This is a genomic window from Streptococcus nidrosiense, from assembly GCF_042140045.1.
Taxonomy (GTDB): domain Bacteria; phylum Bacillota; class Bacilli; order Lactobacillales; family Streptococcaceae; genus Streptococcus; species Streptococcus nidrosiense.
Window position 1 is genome coordinate 1897084 of sequence record NZ_CP152419.1, and the last position, 19033, is coordinate 1916116.

Here is a 19033-nt window from a genome sequence, read left to right on the forward strand (position 1 = left end):
TGCAAAGGTTTGCATTAACTTTCCAGATTTTTTCTATTCTATGGTTTCCACAAACCAGAAGCATCTACATAATAGCGTCCGCCATCCACTTGCTCATTCTTAGCCATTTTACCATCTGATTTGAGATAGTAATTTCCTTGCCATGCATTGCGAGCATAAGATCCATCTGATTTCAAGTAATACCAGGCTTGGTAAGAAGAATCATAGACCCACTCACTCTGAGCCATTTTCCCATTTGACTTGAGGTAATATGCACCTTGCCAAGTATTGTGCGCATAAGATCCATCTGATTTGAGGTAATACCAAGCTTTGTAGTAAGAATCATAAAGCCATTCACCCTGAGCCATCTTACCATCTGATTTGAGATAGTAACTTCCTTGCCAAGTATTGCGTGCATAAGAACCATCTGATTTGAGGTAATACCAGGCTTGGTAATAGTTATCGTATACCCACTCATTCTCAGCCATTCTTCCATCTGACTTGAGGTAGTAAGCACCCTGCCAAGTATTTGTTACTGGTTTCCCATTTTCAGAAAAATAGTACCAAGACCCATTCTGACGAACCCAGCCACTTTCAGCTGCTACACTTGGGGTAGGTGCTACATTGGTGTTAGCTTGTGATGTACTCGACTTTTTCTCTTTTAAAACACCCTTAGGCGCATTCTTCGATTCACAGGCAATCCCATCATGATCCTTATCTAGAGTAGCAGAATACCCTGGTTCTCCCTTATGAATATCTGCATAACCATTCTCCCAAGCTTCCTTACAGCTTGAAAAATGGATACTTTCATCTGCCACAACTGGATGTAAAAACAAAGCTAGAGCAGGTAAAGAAGCTAGGCCTAGTTTTAATAAATGACGTTTGTTCATGATTTTCTCCTAAAATTATAATATCAATCTCAATATTATTTTATCAAACTTATTTCTGCAATTCAAGAAAACTTCTGGTTAATTCTGCAAACTCTTTTGGTTTTGCCTTATTCAAGACATGAGGGCCGTCAGAGATGATCTCAAACTGAGAATCTGGCATCAGTTCATGAATACTTTTCATTGAACTGAGATTAGGCTTATCCTGACTACCACAAATTAACAAGCTTGGATAGGGACAATTCCGTGCAATCTCTCTTAAATCAAGTGTTTTTAATTCCTCAGAAACTCCAACCATAAGAGCCTTATCTGCCCCCTGCTTCTCATATATCCTCTTAGGAAGCAATTTGAATATCAGCAACTGAATGTAAAAAGGAATGTTACCTGCTAATTTCAGTGGACATCCTGACAAAACCAAGGCCTGAAGATTTGGTATCTCATAACTTGAAAGCTCCAATGCAAGGGCAGCCCCTAAGGACAAACCGATTGGGACAAAAGGTTCAGTCTCCTCTGATAAGTGCTGATAAATGCGCTCTTTGGCTTCTTGATAAGTCCCAACTCCAGTAGGAAATAACTCTATGGCTTCAGAGGGATAATCTGCCAGCAAATCCTGAACTTCTTTCCAACTATCTGCTGACTGACCTAGGCCATGTAAAAATATAAGTTTCATTTAGTTCTCCTTTACTGACAACTCATACAAGCCCCTGACTGCATTACAGCCATAAATGGCTTCTGCTTGTGCCAAATCTTCTATGATCAAGATTCTCTCTTCTACCTGCCCGCTTTCAAGCAAGTGTTGACGATAAATCCCTGGTAAAAGACTTAGTTGACTTGGCGGTGTATAGAGTTTCCCATTCATTTTCAAAACCAGATTGCCAATAGAGGTTTCAAGCAATTTTCCATCAACAGTGTAATAGATGATTTCCTGCTCTCCCATTGTCAAATGTGGTCGGTGTGTCGTCTTAAAGTAGGTAAAGGCCTGCTGCAAATCAGCTTCTTGCAGACAAAGTTTAGCCTGACAGAAGCTATAACTAAGTGGTGTTAATACTTGTCGATCAATGTCTATTTCTCCAGACTTATTGAGACTGATTCGCAAACGATAGTCTTGATGGAGGTCACAAGCTTGACACTCTTCCTCTATCTTTTGTCTCAAGTCTTCTGCATCAAAAGGAAAGGTAAAGTAACGACTAGCCTTTTGCAATCTTTCTAGATGTTGATTTTCAAAGAGGATTTTTTTCTGGCTAATTTTCCCTGTCGTAATCAATTGAAAACGAGGCTGTTTTCGGTAAAGAACAGTAGCCTTTTGATGGACTTCGCGGTATTCTGACTCCCAAGTGCTATCCCATGTAATGCCTCCACCGACTCCATAGATGGCTTGCCCTCCATGCAGTTGAATGGTTCGAATGGCGACATTGAAAATTCGTCGTCCATTGGGAAGTAAGAGACCAACAGTTCCACAGTAGACTCCTCTAGCTTGTGGTTCCAAGTTCTTGATAATTTCCATGGTCGCGATCTTGGGAGCCCCTGTGATAGAGCCACATGGAAAGAGAGAACGGAAGATTTCTACTAGGTCAACATCCGGTTGTAACTGACTCTTGATGGTCGAAGTCATCTGCCAAACCGTTGAATACTGTTCCACCTGACATAAACGTTCCACATGCTCACTTCCCACCTCAGACAGACGATTCATGTCATTGCGCAAGAGGTCCACAATCATCATATTCTCTGAGCGATTTTTGGGATCCTGTTCTAACCAAACTGCCTCTTTCAAGTCTTCTGCATCAGTCAGACCACGTTTAGTCGTCCCCTTCATAGGACGAGTGGTCAACTCACGCCCATTTTGCTCAAAAAAGAGTTCTGGACTCATGGAAATTACTGCCATGTCGTCGTGCTCTACGTAAGCATTATATCCCGCTTCCTGCTCTACAACCATACGATTGTAGATAGCAAAAGGATTGGCAGACAACTCCTGCTTGAGTTGAACAGTATAGTTGACCTGATAAGTATCCCCTTGTCGTAAATGATGGTGAATTTGCGCAATCGCCTTTTCATAGTCCTCTGCAGATGTTACTTCCTGCCAGTTTGATGGCAAAGCCACCTCCTCATAAGTCAGAGGAATGCTAGATTTTTCAACGCTGTCATGAATAGTGAAATAGAGGAGATACTCTCCTAACAAGGGACCCTCGTGAACCGCCAACTTCTCCTCAAAAGCAGGTGCTGCTTCATAACTAACATAACCAACTACATAATAGCCTTGCTCTTGGTAGCTTTCCACTTGAGCTAACAAGTCTGTTACTTCTGCTAAATCTCTGGTTTTTAACTCTTTGATAGGCTGGGTAAAGGTGTATCGCTCACCCAAAGCCCTAAAATCAATCACTGTTTTTCTATGCATATCCTAAGTATACCATAAAAGCCAGACCCCAACAGGAGATCTGGCAATTTTATTCTTTGAGAATAATAAAGTAGATGTCACTTCCTAAGAAAATCTGAACATAGCATTCTCTTTTATCACATCGACTTTTATCTATCCTTTGGGAAAGAGTTCGGATGAAAAGGCATCTGTGACCTGCAATAGTTTTTGGAAGACTTTTTTCTTCAGAGCTACTGTATAATTGGCAACTGAGCCTCCATACTTGAAGTTTCGGTAATCCGTTTCTACTGCTTGGTCAAACAAATCTTGCAATTTCTCGTATGAATCAATTTGCTGACCATCAATTTCAAAACTATGGATTCCTCGTTTTGCCTTGGCAATAATAGCGTCAAACCAGGCCTTCTTCCATTCTTCTAAGTTCTGGTACTTGCCTTTCGAAACCTTCTGGATAATGAAATCGTCCCCAAGGGTGTCACGTCCCTCGCTTAACGCCTCATCCTTGTACTTATTAGAAGCGTATCCTAGGAAACCATTTTCGTAGCCATAATAACCCCACATACGGAAGGCATTATGCTTGAAGGAGATGGCTCCAGGAGCTCCCTGACTGGTATTCCCACCATAAATAGCATCCACCATCTTGACATTGACATAAGCTGTCTTGAGTTCTTCTGGTCGGTAAGTTCCCTGATAATGCCTATTGGTGATGATGTTATGTTTGATTAAGCCGTCCACAGAATTTAGCTGAGTCTTGGCTTCCTCATTCGTCAATGGACGGACATAGTCCCACTGGTTAGGAGCAAGGAGTTTATTATCCTGGTCCTGATAGCGCATTTGCTTGGTCATCTTGCTAAACCAAGCCTTCTTCAAAGCGAGATCATTCTTAGCGAGAACGCGTTCTCCTTCCAGATAATCTAGAAGCATCAAGGCTTCGTTATAACCTTTCATGTAGTGGTCAATCTGCTGGCGTGTTTGCAACTTGGTCGGATCAGGATTGTACCATTGATCCCCATCATTTGGTCGCATGTATGCCATGTTGAGCCCGAGAGCGCCATATTCACCCTGATGGCCTTCCTCAGCCGGTGACTGGAGCATGCCCTGAGCATAGGCTTCTACATAGGTTCCTTCACGATGTTTGTAGCCACCCAGATAGACAATACGATCGTTGACGTGCGTTGTCTCATGGGTGTAGACAGACAAGCCATACTCACTCATCATATCAATTTCCACAAAGTGAACAGCATCTCTGGCATTGATCTTAGGATAGATAGAGGCATAGGCTCCTAGTTTATTGTCCTTATAATAGCGACCTGCTGGCCCAAATACTTCACGAATTGGCGCATAGTCTGCCATACCACTAGTATGTCCATAACGCTCTATCCAGCCACGTCCATCAACGCGATAGCCTTCCCAAACTGGTGTAGCTACATTAAAGTCACTCTTAACCATACGGTCTTTGACATCATCAGCGGCAAGACGATACCAAAAGTCCAAGTAAGTCAACTGACGGTCCGCTACTAGATCAATGTCAGCTTTCATCTGGTCTATGGTTTTGCCAGATTTATCAGCTGACCCGAAGGTAATGGTATTGTAGTTGGAAATCAGGAACATCTGTGCCTTCTTCACATTCAACAAAGGCAGAATCATATTGCGATGCAACCAGTTATTCAGATTGTCATAAGCCCGATGCTTCCGATTTGCAATTTCTTGATTCTTCGAAGCTCGCTCTGCTATGTACACATGGCCCTTAGTGGCATTCACAAACCAGTCATTCATATCCTTGTCAGTCGTCAATAACTGTCTGTTGTAGTCTAAGAAGGCATGTAAATCTTCAGATTTTGTATCCTTGGCTAAGACTCTGGCAAAAGTTTCATGAGTCTGGTCGCCTTTTAGGTTGCTTTCTCTTGAACCAAGTTCAATCAACCGATCCAAAACATCCACATTTTGGCCATAAAAATCTGGTTTAAAGAGCATGAGTTCTTTCAGATTGTAATCGGCAAATCGGATACCGTAATAGCGATTAAGATAAGCAAGTCCCAGCATGATAGCAGACTGATGATCCTGAACTTTTTGCTTCAGAGCAGCGGTACTAGCAGGTGAATCATTCCACTGGTAGTCTAGATTTGTAAGTAACTTATCAACCAGAGTTCCCAGCTGCGCTTTGACCTCTGCAAAGCTTTCTTCTAGATACCAATTTTTCACGGCCTCAACCTTCTTATCAAGGCTGGTGGTTTGATCATCTAGAACTTGATAAACTCCTTCAGACTGTAAGTCCACTGTTTTCAAGATTGAGGTCAGGTCCTTGGCTAGGGCTGAACGGTCCTTAACCAGCATATCTGGAGTATACAGCACATCCAAGTCAGCAATCTTGTATTCCTTGATGGCAGTCAAGCCAGAATTTTGTGAGGTGATTGCAAATACATCCTTGGTCTGGTCTGCATAATGAACCATTATATGGTCTGCCACTGAAAGGTCCGTCACAAAGTCTTGTCCCTTCATAGCAATAACAGAGACTACCTCTTTCTTGGCTAGATTGTGATCAAGATCCAGTTTGTTTCCTTGATTAACGATCCATTCTTTATTGTAGAAAGGCTGTAATTTTTCAAGGTTGCGATAGGCTTGATCATGGCGACTATCATAATCTTGAATATCCTTATAAGCGTATTCTTTTACACCAGCAATCGTAGGAGATTCAGTGTTTGACTTAGCCAGATAGTAGCTATAGCCTTCTTCAAAGGTTTTCTGAGCATTACGTTGAATCAAATCAGTTGCCTCAGCAGTCACCTTGTAATACTCTTTTCCGTTTATTCTCTCAGTTTGAATAGACTTGATGGCTAAACGGCTAGTCTTATGATCTTTAGAGCTGACCTTGAGGTAGTAGCTTTCCAAATCACTTGGTGCTTCCGCCAATTGTTGAATCTCAGTCTCTCTGCCATTGTCAACCTTGACAAGACTTGTTTCCTTGATATCTTTTATTTCTAGCTTTTTAAGCTCTAGACGGAGCTTCTTGTCCTCAAGCAGAGTGCTCTCCTCACCCTTACCACGATTAAAGACCATCTTTGTAGATATAGTGTAATCCGTATAGAGTTTTAGATTATCAACTGTTGCTTCCAGTTGATCACTCGTTAAATCAAGAGTCTTATCCTCTAACCCCTTGGCTTTGATAGTGGCACTAATTTTTGAAACGGTAACACCATCTGCCTTCTCCAAGTTATAACTTAAGCGAGCTGAACGGCCCATCGAATTTCCAGTAATAGTTGAAAGAGTTAGGACAGGTTCAGGTTTAATTTCTTCCTTTTCCTTACTGCCACGGATGATAACCTGATCTTTAGCTTCTCTTAAAATCCGTGTTGTTTCTTTGAGCTCTGAAATACGTTTCCCATCTTTTTCCTCATAGCTGGTAACAATCTCTTTCTCACCATCTTGACCGACTTGCTCGATTCTTATTTCACCGACAAGCATGTCTGGATCAATCTTTTCGCTAGTTTGTTTAGGAATCAACTCTTTTCGGACTTCAATATGTAAAGTCGGGTTTGTATCCTGAATCAGCGCTTCAGTAGCATTCACACCACCACTATAGCTAGGGATTTCCTGTTTCAAAGTATCAACGGGAACTGCACCACCTTCATAATCTGGTAAGACTTCAACTACTGTACCTGGACCATTGGCTCCACCTTCAAATGTTGGTTTTGACGGCTCAACCAAGGAGTCGCCGGATACCCCACCTGTATACTCAGGGATTTCCTGTTTCAGAGTATCAACTGGAACTGCGCCTCCTTCATACTCTGGTAAGCTTTCGGATACTGTACCTGGGCCATTGACTCCACCTTCAAATGTTGGTTTTGACGGCTCGACTAAGGATTCGCCGGATACCCCACCTGTAAACTCTGGTTTGTCATGGACTTCTGGGACGCCACTTTGACTACTCAATTCTGGGGTATACTCAGGCAAAGCTTCAGCTACTGTACCTGGGCCATTGACTCCACCTTCAAATGTTGGTTTTGTTGGCTCAACTAAGGATTCGCCGGATACACTGCCTGTGAACTCAGTATGTTCCTGTTTCAGAGTATCAACTGGAACTGCACCACCTTCATACTCTGGTAAGGCTTCGGCTACTGTACCTGGGCCATTGACTCCACCTTCAAATGTTGGTTTTGTTGGCTCAACTAAGGATTCGCCTGATACTCTGCCTGTGAACTCTGGGTGCTCCTGTTTCAGAGTATCAACTGGGACTGCGCCTCCTTCATACTCTGGCAAGGCTTCAGCTACTGTACCTGGGCCATTGACTCCACCTTCAAACGATGGTTTTGTTGGCTCAACTAAGGATTCGCCGGATACGCCACCTGTAAACTCTGGAATCTCCTGTTTCAGAGTATCAACTGGAACTGCACCACCTTCATAATCTGGTAAGCTTTCAGCTACTGCTCCTTGACCATTGACGCTTCCTTCAAATGTTGGTTTAGATGGTTCAACCAAGGATTCGCCGGATACACCACCTGTAAAGTCTGCTTTGTCATGGACTTCTGGGATGCCACTTTGACTGCTAAACTCTGGGGTATACTCTGGTAAGGCTTCGGATACTGTACCTGGGCCATTAACTCCACCTTCAAATGTTGGTTTTGTTGGCTCAACCAAGGAGTCGCCGGATACACCGCCTGTGAAGTCTGGTTTGGCGTGGACTTCTGGCACGCCACTTTGACTGCTAAATTCTGGGGTATACTCTGGTAAGGCTTCAGCTACTGCACCTGGGCCATTGACTCCACCTTTAAATGCTGGTTTTGTTGGCTCAACCAAGGAGTCGCCTGATACGCCACCTGTAAAGTCTGATTTGTTATGGACTTCTGGGACGCCACTTTGACTGCTAAACTCTGGGGTATACTCTGGTAAGGATTCGGCTACTGTACCTGGGCCATTGACTCCACCTTCAAATGTTGGTTTTGTTGGCTCAACCAAGGAATCGCCGGATACGCCACCTATGAATTCAGGAATTTCATGAATAGCTGCTTGATTTACTGGTTTTGCAGGAATTTCTGAATTTTCACTAGATGTTAGATCTTGCCCTGTTCCTCTTAAATCCGACTCTAATAAATAGCCAATATAGTCATAGCCTTTAATGTCAATAATCCCTTGAGAGAAACCATCTGCAGACACAAGGGTTTTAGTCTGATCATAAGCTAGCAAGTCCTTGTGTTCAAAAGCAAATACTTGATAAGGTAGTAATAAACTCTTACCTACAGAAGCAATCAATAACACTCCAACTATCTTAGAAGGTTTTTTCTTTGAAAATAGGAAAACCACCAAACTAGCAGTCAAAAGACCAACACCAGCCAAGGGGAAGCTGATAGATCCAGTTTGAGGTAAGACGGCTTGTCCCTGCTTGCGATAAACTAAATAATAGTTATCTTGGCTCAAATCTTGTGGCAATTCATGATGAATGAGTTCACGTTCAGCAGCTGTCAACTCCGATTCTGCTAAGTAATGAAAGGAAACTTGCTTGGTTTCATCAGCCTGAACCAGTTTCGGTTCAAGTGTTCCTCCAATGAAGGCAAGTCCAATCAATACCGAGCCCACTCCCATGCTCAGTTTACGAATGGCAAATTTTTGTAGCTTTTTTCTATCTTCCATGTCAGCTTTGTTCTTGTCCTTAAAGACATCTCCTTTATTCCGTTTTCATAATCTTATTATAATATTTTGTTGATTTTTTTACAAAATATTTTCGAAATAAATTGATATTTTTTAAATAAAAAAGCGGATCAGCATTGGCTGAACCACTTTTTAATCTGGCACATATTCCAATATATCACCAGGCTGGCATCCTAGTTCTTTGTAGATGGCATCTAGCGTTGAAAAACGTATAGCTTTGGCCTTACCTGTTTTCAGTATTGAAAGATTTGCGGGAGTAATACCTACACGTTCGATTAAATTGCCATACCGCTTCTAAAATCCAAATTCTACACTTCTTATAAATTAAAATGTATTTCTAGTAAACACTTTTTAATAATCTCAAGATTACTCAACATAATCTAACAAATAACCATACCCCTTTTCTTCCATTTGATCCTTAGGAATAAAACGGATGGATAGACTATTGATACAATAGCGTAGTCCTCCCTTGTCCTGAGGTCCGTCTGTAAAGACATGTCCTAGGTGAGAATTCCCGGTTCGACTTCTGACTTCAGTTCTGACCATATTGTATGACTTGTCTTCCTTATAGGTCGCAACATCTGGACTGATAGGCTGGGTAAAGCTAGGCCAACCACAGCCCGATTCAAATTTATCTTTCGAAGAAAAGAGGGGTTCTCCAGTCGCTACATCTACATAAAGACCTGCTTCAAATTTATCCCAGTAACGATTTGAAAAGGCCCGTTCTGTTTGACTGTTTTGAGTCACTGCATACTCCTCTGGTGACAGGAGTTTTTTCAATTCATCGTCGCTCGGTTTTGGATATTGACTAGCATCAATGACCGGATAGGATGCTTGATTGACATTGATATGGCAATAGCCGTTAGGATTTTTCTGGAGATAGTCTTGGTGGTAATCTTCAGCCACGATAAAATTTCTTAAGGCTTCTTTTTCAACCGCTAGAGGCTGGTCGTACTTCTGAGCAACTTGTTCAAAAACTTGATTGATGACTTCTAAATCTTTCTCATCTGTATAGTAGACTCCTGTTCTGTACTGAGTCCCCACATCATTTCCCTGCTTATTTTTACTAGTTGGATTGATAATGCGGAAATAATGGAGCAAGATTTCTTTTAGAGAAATTTGATTGGCATCGTAGGTCACATGAACAGTCTCAGCATGCCCGGTTTGGCCGATCAATTCATACTGGGTTGTTTCTCCTCTGCCATTCGCATAGCCAGAAACAGCATCTGTCACACCTGCCACTCGAGAAAAATATTCTTCGACTCCCCAGAAACAACCTCCAGCTAGGTAGATATCATGTAAGTCAGCATCTTTACTTGGCTCAGTTTTTTTCGTGACTTTTTGCCCTTGACTAACTGCTGCCTTCTCGATTTGAGTGGTATCTGTGTAGCTTGCGCTCCTTTTTTCCAAAAGAAATAAAAATCCAATAATAATGCAAATGATGATTCCAATGAATACAATTATTTTTAATTTATCATTCATGATGAGCCTCTAATCTATGCTTTTTAGCGTCTGTAAAATAGTTTCCTTGTCCATAAAGCCTGGCTGGGTCTTAACGAGTCTACCTTCCTTATCAATAAAGGCCTGAGTCGGATAAGAACGAACTCCGTAACTTTCCAAAAGTTTACCTGAAGAATCTAGAAGGACAGGTAGATTTTTATAGTCCAAGCCCTGATACCATTTTTGGAAGGCTTCTTCTGCTTGCTCACCTTTTTGACCAGGAGAAACCACTGTCAAGATGACATAGTCATCGCTTTCTTCTTTAGCCAGCTCATCGGTATCAGGGAGGCTGGCTAGACAAATAGAGCACCAAGATGCCCAAAATTTGAGATAGACCTTTTTGCCTTTATAATCTGATAGGCGATAAGTTTTACCATCAACTCCCGTAAGCTCAAAGTCTGTAACTGCTTCTCCTTTTTTTGCAGTTTGAGAGCTAACTTGCGCTTGTTTGTCTCCATTTTGTTTATCAGCCTCGCTCATCGTCTGATTTTTACAAGCTGATAGACAAAACAAACTAGTGCAGACCAATACAGTTGCTTGCCATTTTTTCATCTTCATCACCTTCCTCTTTTGTTATATGAATATAGATATTGGCTTTGTAGTTCTATTATATACCTACCTTGCTAAAAATACTTAGAATCTGTTTGGAAAATCAATAACCTTCTTGATTACAAAAACTCCCACCTGCTAAGCAGATGAGAGCTTTGGATTATTTAAAGATTGAAGTTTTAAAGCTATCTGTTTGTTGAAGAAGTTTCTTATAAACAGCTTCCTTAAGTTTGGTTACATTATTTGTTGACACAGACTTATTACCATTCTTCTCTGTTTTTAAGGTTGCAGCATCCTTAGCAGCAGCTTCCTTGAACAAGCGAAGAAGATCATTGTAAGATGAAATGCTAGTTCCATTTACTTCAAAGGTTGTCAAACCATTTGTAGCCTTGTCTTTCACTTCTTTATAGTAAGCTTTCTTCCAATCTTCAAGATTGTTGAATTTTCCTTCAGAAATCTTGTTGATAATAAAGTCATCACCTAGGGTGTTCTTACCTGCAGCCTTAGCCTCTTGTTTATACTTATTAGTAGCATAGCCTAGGAAGCCTTTTTCATATCCGTAGTAACCCCATAATCTGAATGTATTATGTTTAAATGACATTCCTCCAGGAGCACCTTCACTTGTGTTACCACCATAGATACCTGTCATCATAGGAACGTTGACATATGCAGAACTAAAGTCATCTGGTTTATAGATACCATTTCCTGGTCCACGGTTAGTCATAAAGTTGTTATCTACTAGGTCGTTCACGGAATGAAGTTGAATAGCTTTTTCAGTATCATTTAGAGCACGAACATTGTCGTATTGGTTCTTAGAGTTTCCTCTCATTTGCTTATCAACTTTCTTGAACCAAGCATTATTCAATTCTTGACTATTTTGTCCAAGAACTGCATCAGCCTCAAGATTGTCTAACATCATCAAAGTATCGTTATAACCTTTCATGTAGTTATCGATAGCTTCACGTGATTTAAGATCATTTGGATTCGTATTATACCATTGGTTACCATCGTTAGGTCTTTCAAATGCCATGTTTAATCCTAGAGCTCCATATTCACCTTGGTGGCCTTGTGTAGCAGGTGATTGAAGCATACCTTGGGCAAAGGCTTCAACATCTGTACCTTCACGGCGACCAAAATTACCGAAGTAAACAAGACGGTCATTTAAGTGTGTAGTCTCGTGTGTGAACGCAGAAGCTCCGTATTCGCTAATCATATTAGACATAACGAAAGTTACTTTAGCACGATTATCATTTGGATTATCGTAAATACTTGCATAAGCTCCAGCAACAGCTCCATTATCACCGTAGTATTCTCCTACAGGTCCATAGATTTCACGGATTGGGGCATATACTTCCGTACTATTTTTGAATTGGCCATAGCGTTCAGGCCAGCCTGGCCAACCGTGACCCCAAACATAGAATCCTTCCCAAACTGGATAGACGATATCTTTGAACAATCTATTCTTCACATTATCCAAGGCCAATCGATGCCAGAAATCAAGATAATTAATCTGACGTTGTGCGGCTAAATCAATCTCCGGTTTAAGTTTTTCCAAAGTAGTATTGTACTTATTAGCTGTACCATAAGACATCGTATCGTAAGTAGAAATGAGGAACATTTCTGTCTTATCTAGATTCAACAAAGGTAGAATCATTTTTCTATGAAGACCACGAGTCAAATTGTCATAAGCACGATACTTATGTTCGCCAACGCCTGGATTTTGAGAAGCTTTTTCTACTACATAGACCTTATCCTTAGTCGCATCAATGAACCAATCATTCATATTATCGATATTAGTGAATAATCCTCTGTTGTAGTCTAAGAAACCATTTAAATCTCCAGATTTAGTGTATTTCGCTAGAACCTCACCGAAAGCATCGTATGTTCTTGAACCACTGATATTATTCTCTTTAGATCCAATTTCAATTAATCTATCAAGAACATCAACGTTTTTACCATAGAAATCAGGTTTGAATAACATTAATTCTTTAATATTAACATCACCAAATTTAACGCCGTAGTAACGGTTTAAGTATGTTAAACCTAATAATAGGGCAGCTTTATTTTTCTCAACTTTATCAAGAATCATTTGTTGAGCTGCGGGAGAATTATTAAGTTGGTGATCTTCATTTTCAACTAGTTTAGTTACTAATGTATTAAGATTAGCTTTTACATAGTCGAAACTTTCTTCTAAGAATAGATTTTTAATCGCATTTACTTTATTAGGTCCTGTTCTGCCAAGTTTTTGGTAAATTGGATCAGATTGAAGCTCGATAGGGTTTAAGATATTTACGATACCGTTAATTAAAGCACTATGATCTTTTTGAACGATATTAGGTGTATATTTAATACCTAAGTCTGTTACGGTGTATTCTCTAACATTACTTAGGCCCTCATCACTAGAAGATAGGTTGAAGTAATCTTTTGTTCCATCAGCATAGTGAACAATAATTCTGTTTGCAACACTTAAATCTGTTACAAAGTTATTATCATTCATTGGAGTAACAGAAATAACTTCTTTAGTATTTAACTTGTGGTTCTTATCTAGTTTATTAGCTTGATTAACGATAAAATCTTTGTTATAGAATGGTTGTATTTTTTCAATATTCTTATAAGCAAGTTTATAGTCTGGATTGTAGTCTTGAATATACTCATAAGCTGCTTCACGGGTGCTTACATTGTTCAACTTGTTCAATCCATAAGGTTCACTTATGAATTTATCGGCTGTAATATTGTAACCAGCAACACGCTTATCAGCTTCTTCCTTAGTCAAATGTTTGAGTTTTTTAGGACTCTTGGTATCTTTACCAGTACCATCCTCAGCTGAGCTATAGCCAACTACGCCAAAAAGGTCTTTAATATGTGGGCCACCATCTTCATCGTTAACATCGTTAGAACCAAATATTTCATGACCTTTGATTACTTTAGCATATGTTACGTTATCTTGTACAGCTCCATATGGCCATGTTTTAGAGGCAATACCACCAACGTTTCTAGTATTTTTAACATCAAGGATACCCTTGGCAACAGAATTTGTTAATCTTGCTTTTGTACCTGATTTCCAACTATTTAGCATGTAAGTGACAAATGGCACTAGCATACTTGCATTTGCATTTTGCGCCGTAATAGTCGCATCTACATAGGCTCTATTGACAAAGCCCATATAGTTTGAACCAGCAATACCACCAACTGTCGAGTTATTTCCTACAGAGTTGATTTTACCAATAAAGGCGACATTTTCAACCTTACCATCTTCATCAATCTTATTGACAATACCTGCAACATCATTGTTACCAGTAACCGAACCAGTCACCTTAACATCTTCAATCAGACCTTTATTTTTAAGGTTAAATCCAACCGTCGCAATTTGATTTTGACCAGAACGATTAATATCTACATTTTCAAAGTTAATGTTCTTAATAGTCCCACCATTAATGACATTGAAGAGGGGATGTTCCAAATTATGGATAGCAAAACGTTTGTCACCATCACTCAATAGTTTACCAGTAAACTCCGAAGTAATGTAAGATTTACCTTGAGGAACAACGTTACGAGCACTCATACTTTGACCCAGTTTAAATTCACCAGCAGGATTTGCCTGAATGGCTTGGATCAATTCTCCAAAGTCGTAGAAAACACCATCCTGACTAGCTTTTGGTTTTTCAATATAGTAGGTATAAGTTTCATTAAAGCGATTATCGACATTACGTTGAACCAAGTTCTCCGCTACTGCTGTTACCTTGTAGACTTGTTTTCCATCAATTGTTGACTCTTCGATTTTTTGAACCGCTAGTAGATTGGTCTTATGGTCATTAGAGGTAACTTTCAGATAATAGTTTGACAAGTCGGTTGGCACTGAAGTCAGTCGAGTTTCATCCATTTCGATTTGATTTTCATATTTGATCAAATCCGTTCTTAGAATATCTTTAATCTCGATTTTCTTTAAATCAAGTCTCAGTGGTTCTTCCGCAAGAACTACTTCTTCGTTCCCATTTCCACGATCGTAAACCATCTTGGTCGCAATATTGTAGTCCTTGTAATACTTCAAGTTTGTAAGATTAGCGGTCAAATCTCCCTCAGACATATTGACTGTTTGAAGGCTAGTGTCTCCATCTTTCAAAACAACTTCAAGAGATTTAATGGTTACACCTGTTGGTTTGACCAATTGGTAACGAGCCTTGGCACTACGCTCTAACTCTTCTTTATCAATTTGAGTAAGTGTCAACGTTGGCGCAGTCAGGATTTGATCACCTTTCTTGATGATACGATCTTGAACTGCTTCAACAACTTCCTCTGAAATCGTTGGAGCATCTGCAGTTTTCACGCCTTTAAGAGTCTTATAGACTTTGGTAATCTTTTTCTTACCGTTCTGACCAGCTTGAGCAACAACTTCTGTTCCCTTCGGAAGAGTGCTGTCTACTTCTGTTCTTGTCTCGAAAGGAATTTCTTCAAACGAAACTTCTTCAACTTGACCTTCAATAGCCTTGGTACCACGACTAATTTTTTCGTTTACTGGAGCCTTAACAGTTTCTGTACTTGTGCTGATTGGGTCCCCAACTTTTTGACCATTAACAGTTTTATAAACGCGGTGAATTAGCTGACTTCCTGCTTGACCGTTTTGAATCACTGTTTCTTCATCAGTGTAACGAGTATCATCAGCTACATACTCCTTTGTATATGGAACTTCTACAGTTTCAGTTTCCGTGATAGTTGCTTCAGCTACTGTATACTCTGGTAATTCTGGCTGAACTAGGGATTCACCTTCGTGACCTGCTTCTTGCGTGCCTTTGGCACTAATCTCTCCGGTATAAGCTGGGGATTCTGGTTGAACCAAAGATTCGCCTTCATGACCTTCTTCTTGCGTGCCTTTGGCTGTAATCTCACCTGTATAAGCTGGAGCTTCTGGTTGAACTAAGGATTCGCCTTCATGACCCTCTTCTTGGGTGCCTTTGGTACTAAGCTCGCCGGTGTAGGCTGGTAACTCTGGCTGAACCAAAGACTCACCTTGGTGACCTGCTTCTTGCGTGCCTTTGGCTGTAATCTCGCCGGTGTAGGCTGGCAACTCTGGTTGAACCAAAGATTCGCCTTCATGACCCTCTTCTTGGGTGCCTTTGGTACTAAGCTCGCCGGTGTAGGCTGGGGATTCTGGTTGAACCAGGGATTCGCCTTCATGGCCTGCTTCTTGGGTGCCTTTGGCTGTAATCTCGCCAGTGTAGGCTGGCAATTCTGGTTGAACCAAAGATTCGCCTTCATGACCCTCTTCTTGAGTTCCTTTGGCTGTAATCTTGCCGGTGTAGGCTGGCAATTCTGGTTGAACCAAAGATTCGCCTTCATGACCCTCTTCTTGAGTTCCTTTAGCACTAATCTCGCCGGTGTAGGCTGGCAACTCTGGTTGAACCAAAGATTCACCTTCGTGGCCTGCTTCTTGCGTGCCTTTAGCTGTAAGCTCGCCGGTGTAGGCTGGCAACTCTGGTTGAACCAAAGATTCGCCTTCGTGACCCTCTTCTTGGGTTCCTTTGGCTGTAATCTTGCCGGTGTAGGCTGGCAATTCTGGTTGAACCAAAGATTCGCCTTCGTGGCCTGCTTCTTGAGTTCCCTTAGCAGTCGTCATTTGCTCTGGTTGGTCTTGGAAGTCTGATGCTTTAAAGTAACCGACGTATTCGTATCCTTCGATTTGAATAACACCTTTTGCCAAGTCCTCTTGACTACTTGCTGCAATCGTTTGATTGTAGGACACCAAGATTTTATTCTCAAAGGCTTGAGCTGACTGAGGGATAAAGTAACTACCACCTAGAGCTCCAATAAAGAGAAGGCCAAGCATTTTATTGCGGTGTTTTTTAGACATCACCACAACAACCATAGACGCTGTTGCAAATCCAAGAGTTGCCAGTGCTAACTCCTTGCTTCCAGTGTTCGGTAATTGTTGAGAATTCACTTCCTTCTTTCTGTAAACAAGATAGACAACATCATCTTGCTTTAAATCCGAAGGGAGTTCGTGATGGATCAAAGCTTTTTCTGCTTCTGTCAATTCTTGCTCAGCCAAATAACGGTAATGAACTTGGTTGGGTGTTGCCACTTCATTAGCTGAAACAGTTTCAACTAAAAAGTTATTTGCCCCCAAAAGAAATGTCCCGATAACCGCAGAACCGACACCAACCGAGAACTTCCGAATAGAGTATTTAATGACTCTCTCAAACTGCATTTTTCTTGTATTCATTTTATATCTTCCTAATATGATCTATTGGATATTGAGCACGCGCCCCTCCAATGAGTTTTGGTCGACTAGCAAGTGCCGTTACATGAGCCTGACCAATCTCTCTTAAGACTGGTCGAATGGGTACCTGAACATGTTTGATATGCATACCGATAGCTGTATCACCAATGTCTAGACCAGCATCTGCCCTGATAAATTCGACCTCCACAGGATCCTTCATATAGCGGAAGGCGGCCAACTGACCAGAACCTCCTGCATGTAAGGTCGGGAGTACACTCACAATCTCCAACTGATGTTTTATAGCTACTTCTCGTTCAACAACTAAAGCCCGATTGACATGTTCACAACCTTGAACAGCTAGGTGAATTCCCTTAGCCGTCAACAGTTCCAACATAGTCTTGACAATAAGTTCACCGATTTCCTGACTCGAATCTTTTCCGATGTGTCCTCCCAGCACTTCACTCGAAGACAAACCCAAGACAAATATTGCTCCCTCCTGTAAAGAAGCCTTGTCTAATACATCTTCAAGTATCTGCTGTGTTTCTGTTTGAATCCGTCTTTGGTCCATTTTTCACCTCGCTTTTTTTCATTCTATCATATCGTTTTTCATCAATTTTAGCAAGATTGGAAGACATAGGAATACCATTTGCTAGGATTCAAAAACTATATGAGGGCTCTTTTCAAAAACTGATTCAAATTCATCTAGTTTCAAATATAAGATAAAATTATACTTTGAAAACAAAAAAAATATAATAGTTTAGTAAAATCGTTGATGTAACAACATTTACACCTAAAAGATTTGTCAGTCAATTCGATTATAAGCTACCGAAAAGCAACTTCTACCATTCTACCCCATTTCTTCTATTAAAGCTACTACTTTGCTTATTTTTTAGGCACTTTTTCATACTTGTAGCTTCAGATGATGATTCAGAAAATTTTCATGAAATTATGCTAAAACTTTAATTTTATCCTCAAATTATAATATGAAAGTTTTTTGGATACAAACTGAATCCAAAATTTTAAAAACTAGATTTTACAAAAACAGAGAAGGGTAGCTTCTCTGTTTTTTATAGATTAAACTTTTTGGAGTCCTTGGACAGCATCATGATTGATGAGTAGTTGCCCATATTCTTGTAGGACAGAACGACTGATATCACTATCATCCGCAAATTCTCGCATACGTGCCAACAACCAAGCTGGATAAAGGCTAGGTTGATCTTCTACATCAACTAAGACTGTCAGATAGTACTGGTCTTTCATCTTGTAGAGTTCTGAAGTTTCCATTTGGTAGTCAACCGTTTTGGCAAAAGAAACCAAACTAGATAAATCGTCAAAACGTAAGATATAGTAGATATAAGGCTCTCTTTTTCCTTCTTCTACTTCGAGGGCTTCGTCAAGCGCTGCTTCTTCTTCCTTTTCAACCTGCTCTAAAGATTGAATGGCTTCAATATCATCTTTAGTTTTTTCTGCCATAGTTTTCTCCAAGGTTTTTAAAAACTCATCTGGAGACATTTTAGCCAACTCATCCATATCAGGAAGATCTGCCAAATCGTCAAAATCTAAATTCTGGTCGATCTTAGATTTTGTCACAAAAACATCAACCTTGTCTGGCTTAGGTGTTACTCGGAAGCTGAGCATACCCGTATCCAAGAAGCTATCTGGCATCTCTAGCTCATCCAAGATTGCGTAGAAAAATTCTTCTGTTTTCTCTTGTGGAACGAGAAAGTCTGCGATTTCCATTCCACGATCCATCAAATCTTCCAAAGACATGGTGATTTTTAAAGTCGTATCACTGATTTGTTTCATTTTCATAGTTCGTAACCTCATACTTTCAGTTCTATCTATTATACAAGATTTCAAAAATTTTATCAAAAAAAATGGCGTTGGAATGTG

Annotated in this window: 10 protein-coding genes; all 10 read right to left on the bottom strand. The window is 40.5% G+C overall.

The genetic code is table 11. From position 1 onward, the window contains the following. Positions 1 to 38: 38 nt before the first annotated feature. The 10 genes from AAFQ93_RS09085 to mecA all read right to left on the bottom strand — a co-directional run bounded on the left by AAFQ93_RS09085 (position 39) and on the right by mecA (position 18952). On the bottom strand, positions 39 to 869 hold the full coding sequence (locus AAFQ93_RS09085) for an excalibur calcium-binding domain-containing protein (RefSeq protein WP_375555237.1): 831 nt from the start codon (positions 867 to 869) through the stop codon (positions 39 to 41). A 49-nt stretch (positions 870 to 918) separates the two neighbouring features. Beyond that, positions 919 to 1536: an alpha/beta fold hydrolase gene (locus AAFQ93_RS09090; protein WP_375555238.1), complete on the bottom strand. Its 618-nt coding sequence runs from the start codon at positions 1534 to 1536 to the stop codon at positions 919 to 921. Further along, on the bottom strand, positions 1537 to 3258 hold the full coding sequence (pabB, locus tag AAFQ93_RS09095) for an aminodeoxychorismate synthase component I (protein WP_375555239.1): 1722 nt from the start codon (positions 3256 to 3258) through the stop codon (positions 1537 to 1539). It lies immediately after the preceding gene. A gap of 132 nt (positions 3259 to 3390) precedes the next feature. Continuing rightward, on the bottom strand, positions 3391 to 8859 hold the full coding sequence (locus AAFQ93_RS09100; protein ID WP_375555240.1) for an SIALI-17 repeat-containing surface protein: 5469 nt from the start codon (positions 8857 to 8859) through the stop codon (positions 3391 to 3393). 150 nt (positions 8860 to 9009) lie between these two features. Further along, complete coding sequence (locus AAFQ93_RS09105) at positions 9010 to 9153, bottom strand: helix-turn-helix domain-containing protein (RefSeq protein ID WP_375555790.1); 144 nt, start codon at positions 9151 to 9153, stop codon at positions 9010 to 9012. Positions 9154 to 9243: 90 nt separating this feature from the next. Continuing rightward, positions 9244 to 10359, bottom strand: a complete 1116-nt coding sequence (msrB, locus tag AAFQ93_RS09110; protein WP_375555241.1) for a peptide-methionine (R)-S-oxide reductase MsrB — start codon at positions 10357 to 10359, stop codon at positions 9244 to 9246. A gap of 9 nt (positions 10360 to 10368) precedes the next feature. Further along, positions 10369 to 10929: a redoxin family protein gene (locus tag AAFQ93_RS09115; RefSeq protein WP_375555242.1), complete on the bottom strand. Its 561-nt coding sequence runs from the start codon at positions 10927 to 10929 to the stop codon at positions 10369 to 10371. A 157-nt stretch (positions 10930 to 11086) separates the two neighbouring features. After that, positions 11087 to 17143, bottom strand: coding sequence for a ZmpA/ZmpB/ZmpC family metallo-endopeptidase (locus tag AAFQ93_RS09120; RefSeq protein ID WP_375555243.1), 6057 nt, complete (start codon positions 17141 to 17143; stop codon positions 11087 to 11089). Position 17144: 1 nt separating this feature from the next. Further along, positions 17145 to 17708: a TIGR01440 family protein gene (locus tag AAFQ93_RS09125; protein ID WP_375555244.1), complete on the bottom strand. Its 564-nt coding sequence runs from the start codon at positions 17706 to 17708 to the stop codon at positions 17145 to 17147. Between the two features lie 506 nt (positions 17709 to 18214). Further along, positions 18215 to 18952: an adaptor protein MecA gene (gene mecA, locus AAFQ93_RS09130; RefSeq protein WP_375555245.1), complete on the bottom strand. Its 738-nt coding sequence runs from the start codon at positions 18950 to 18952 to the stop codon at positions 18215 to 18217. Positions 18953 to 19033: the final 81 nt, after the last annotated feature.

Coding starts and splice junctions, on each gene's coding strand:
- AAFQ93_RS09085 (WP_375555237.1), bottom strand. CDS start 869: ATGAACAAACGTCATTTATTAAAACTAGGCCTAGCTTCTTTACCTGCT.
- AAFQ93_RS09090 (WP_375555238.1), bottom strand. CDS start 1,536: ATGAAACTTATATTTTTACATGGCCTAGGTCAGTCAGCAGATAGTTGG.
- pabB (WP_375555239.1), bottom strand. CDS start 3,258: ATGCATAGAAAAACAGTGATTGATTTTAGGGCTTTGGGTGAGCGATAC.
- AAFQ93_RS09100 (WP_375555240.1), bottom strand. CDS start 8,859: ATGGAAGATAGAAAAAAGCTACAAAAATTTGCCATTCGTAAACTGAGC.
- msrB (WP_375555241.1), bottom strand. CDS start 10,359: ATGAATGATAAATTAAAAATAATTGTATTCATTGGAATCATCATTTGC.
- AAFQ93_RS09115 (WP_375555242.1), bottom strand. CDS start 10,929: ATGAAAAAATGGCAAGCAACTGTATTGGTCTGCACTAGTTTGTTTTGT.
- AAFQ93_RS09120 (WP_375555243.1), bottom strand. CDS start 17,143: ATGAATACAAGAAAAATGCAGTTTGAGAGAGTCATTAAATACTCTATT.
- AAFQ93_RS09125 (WP_375555244.1), bottom strand. CDS start 17,708: ATGGACCAAAGACGGATTCAAACAGAAACACAGCAGATACTTGAAGAT.
- mecA (WP_375555245.1), bottom strand. CDS start 18,952: ATGAAAATGAAACAAATCAGTGATACGACTTTAAAAATCACCATGTCT.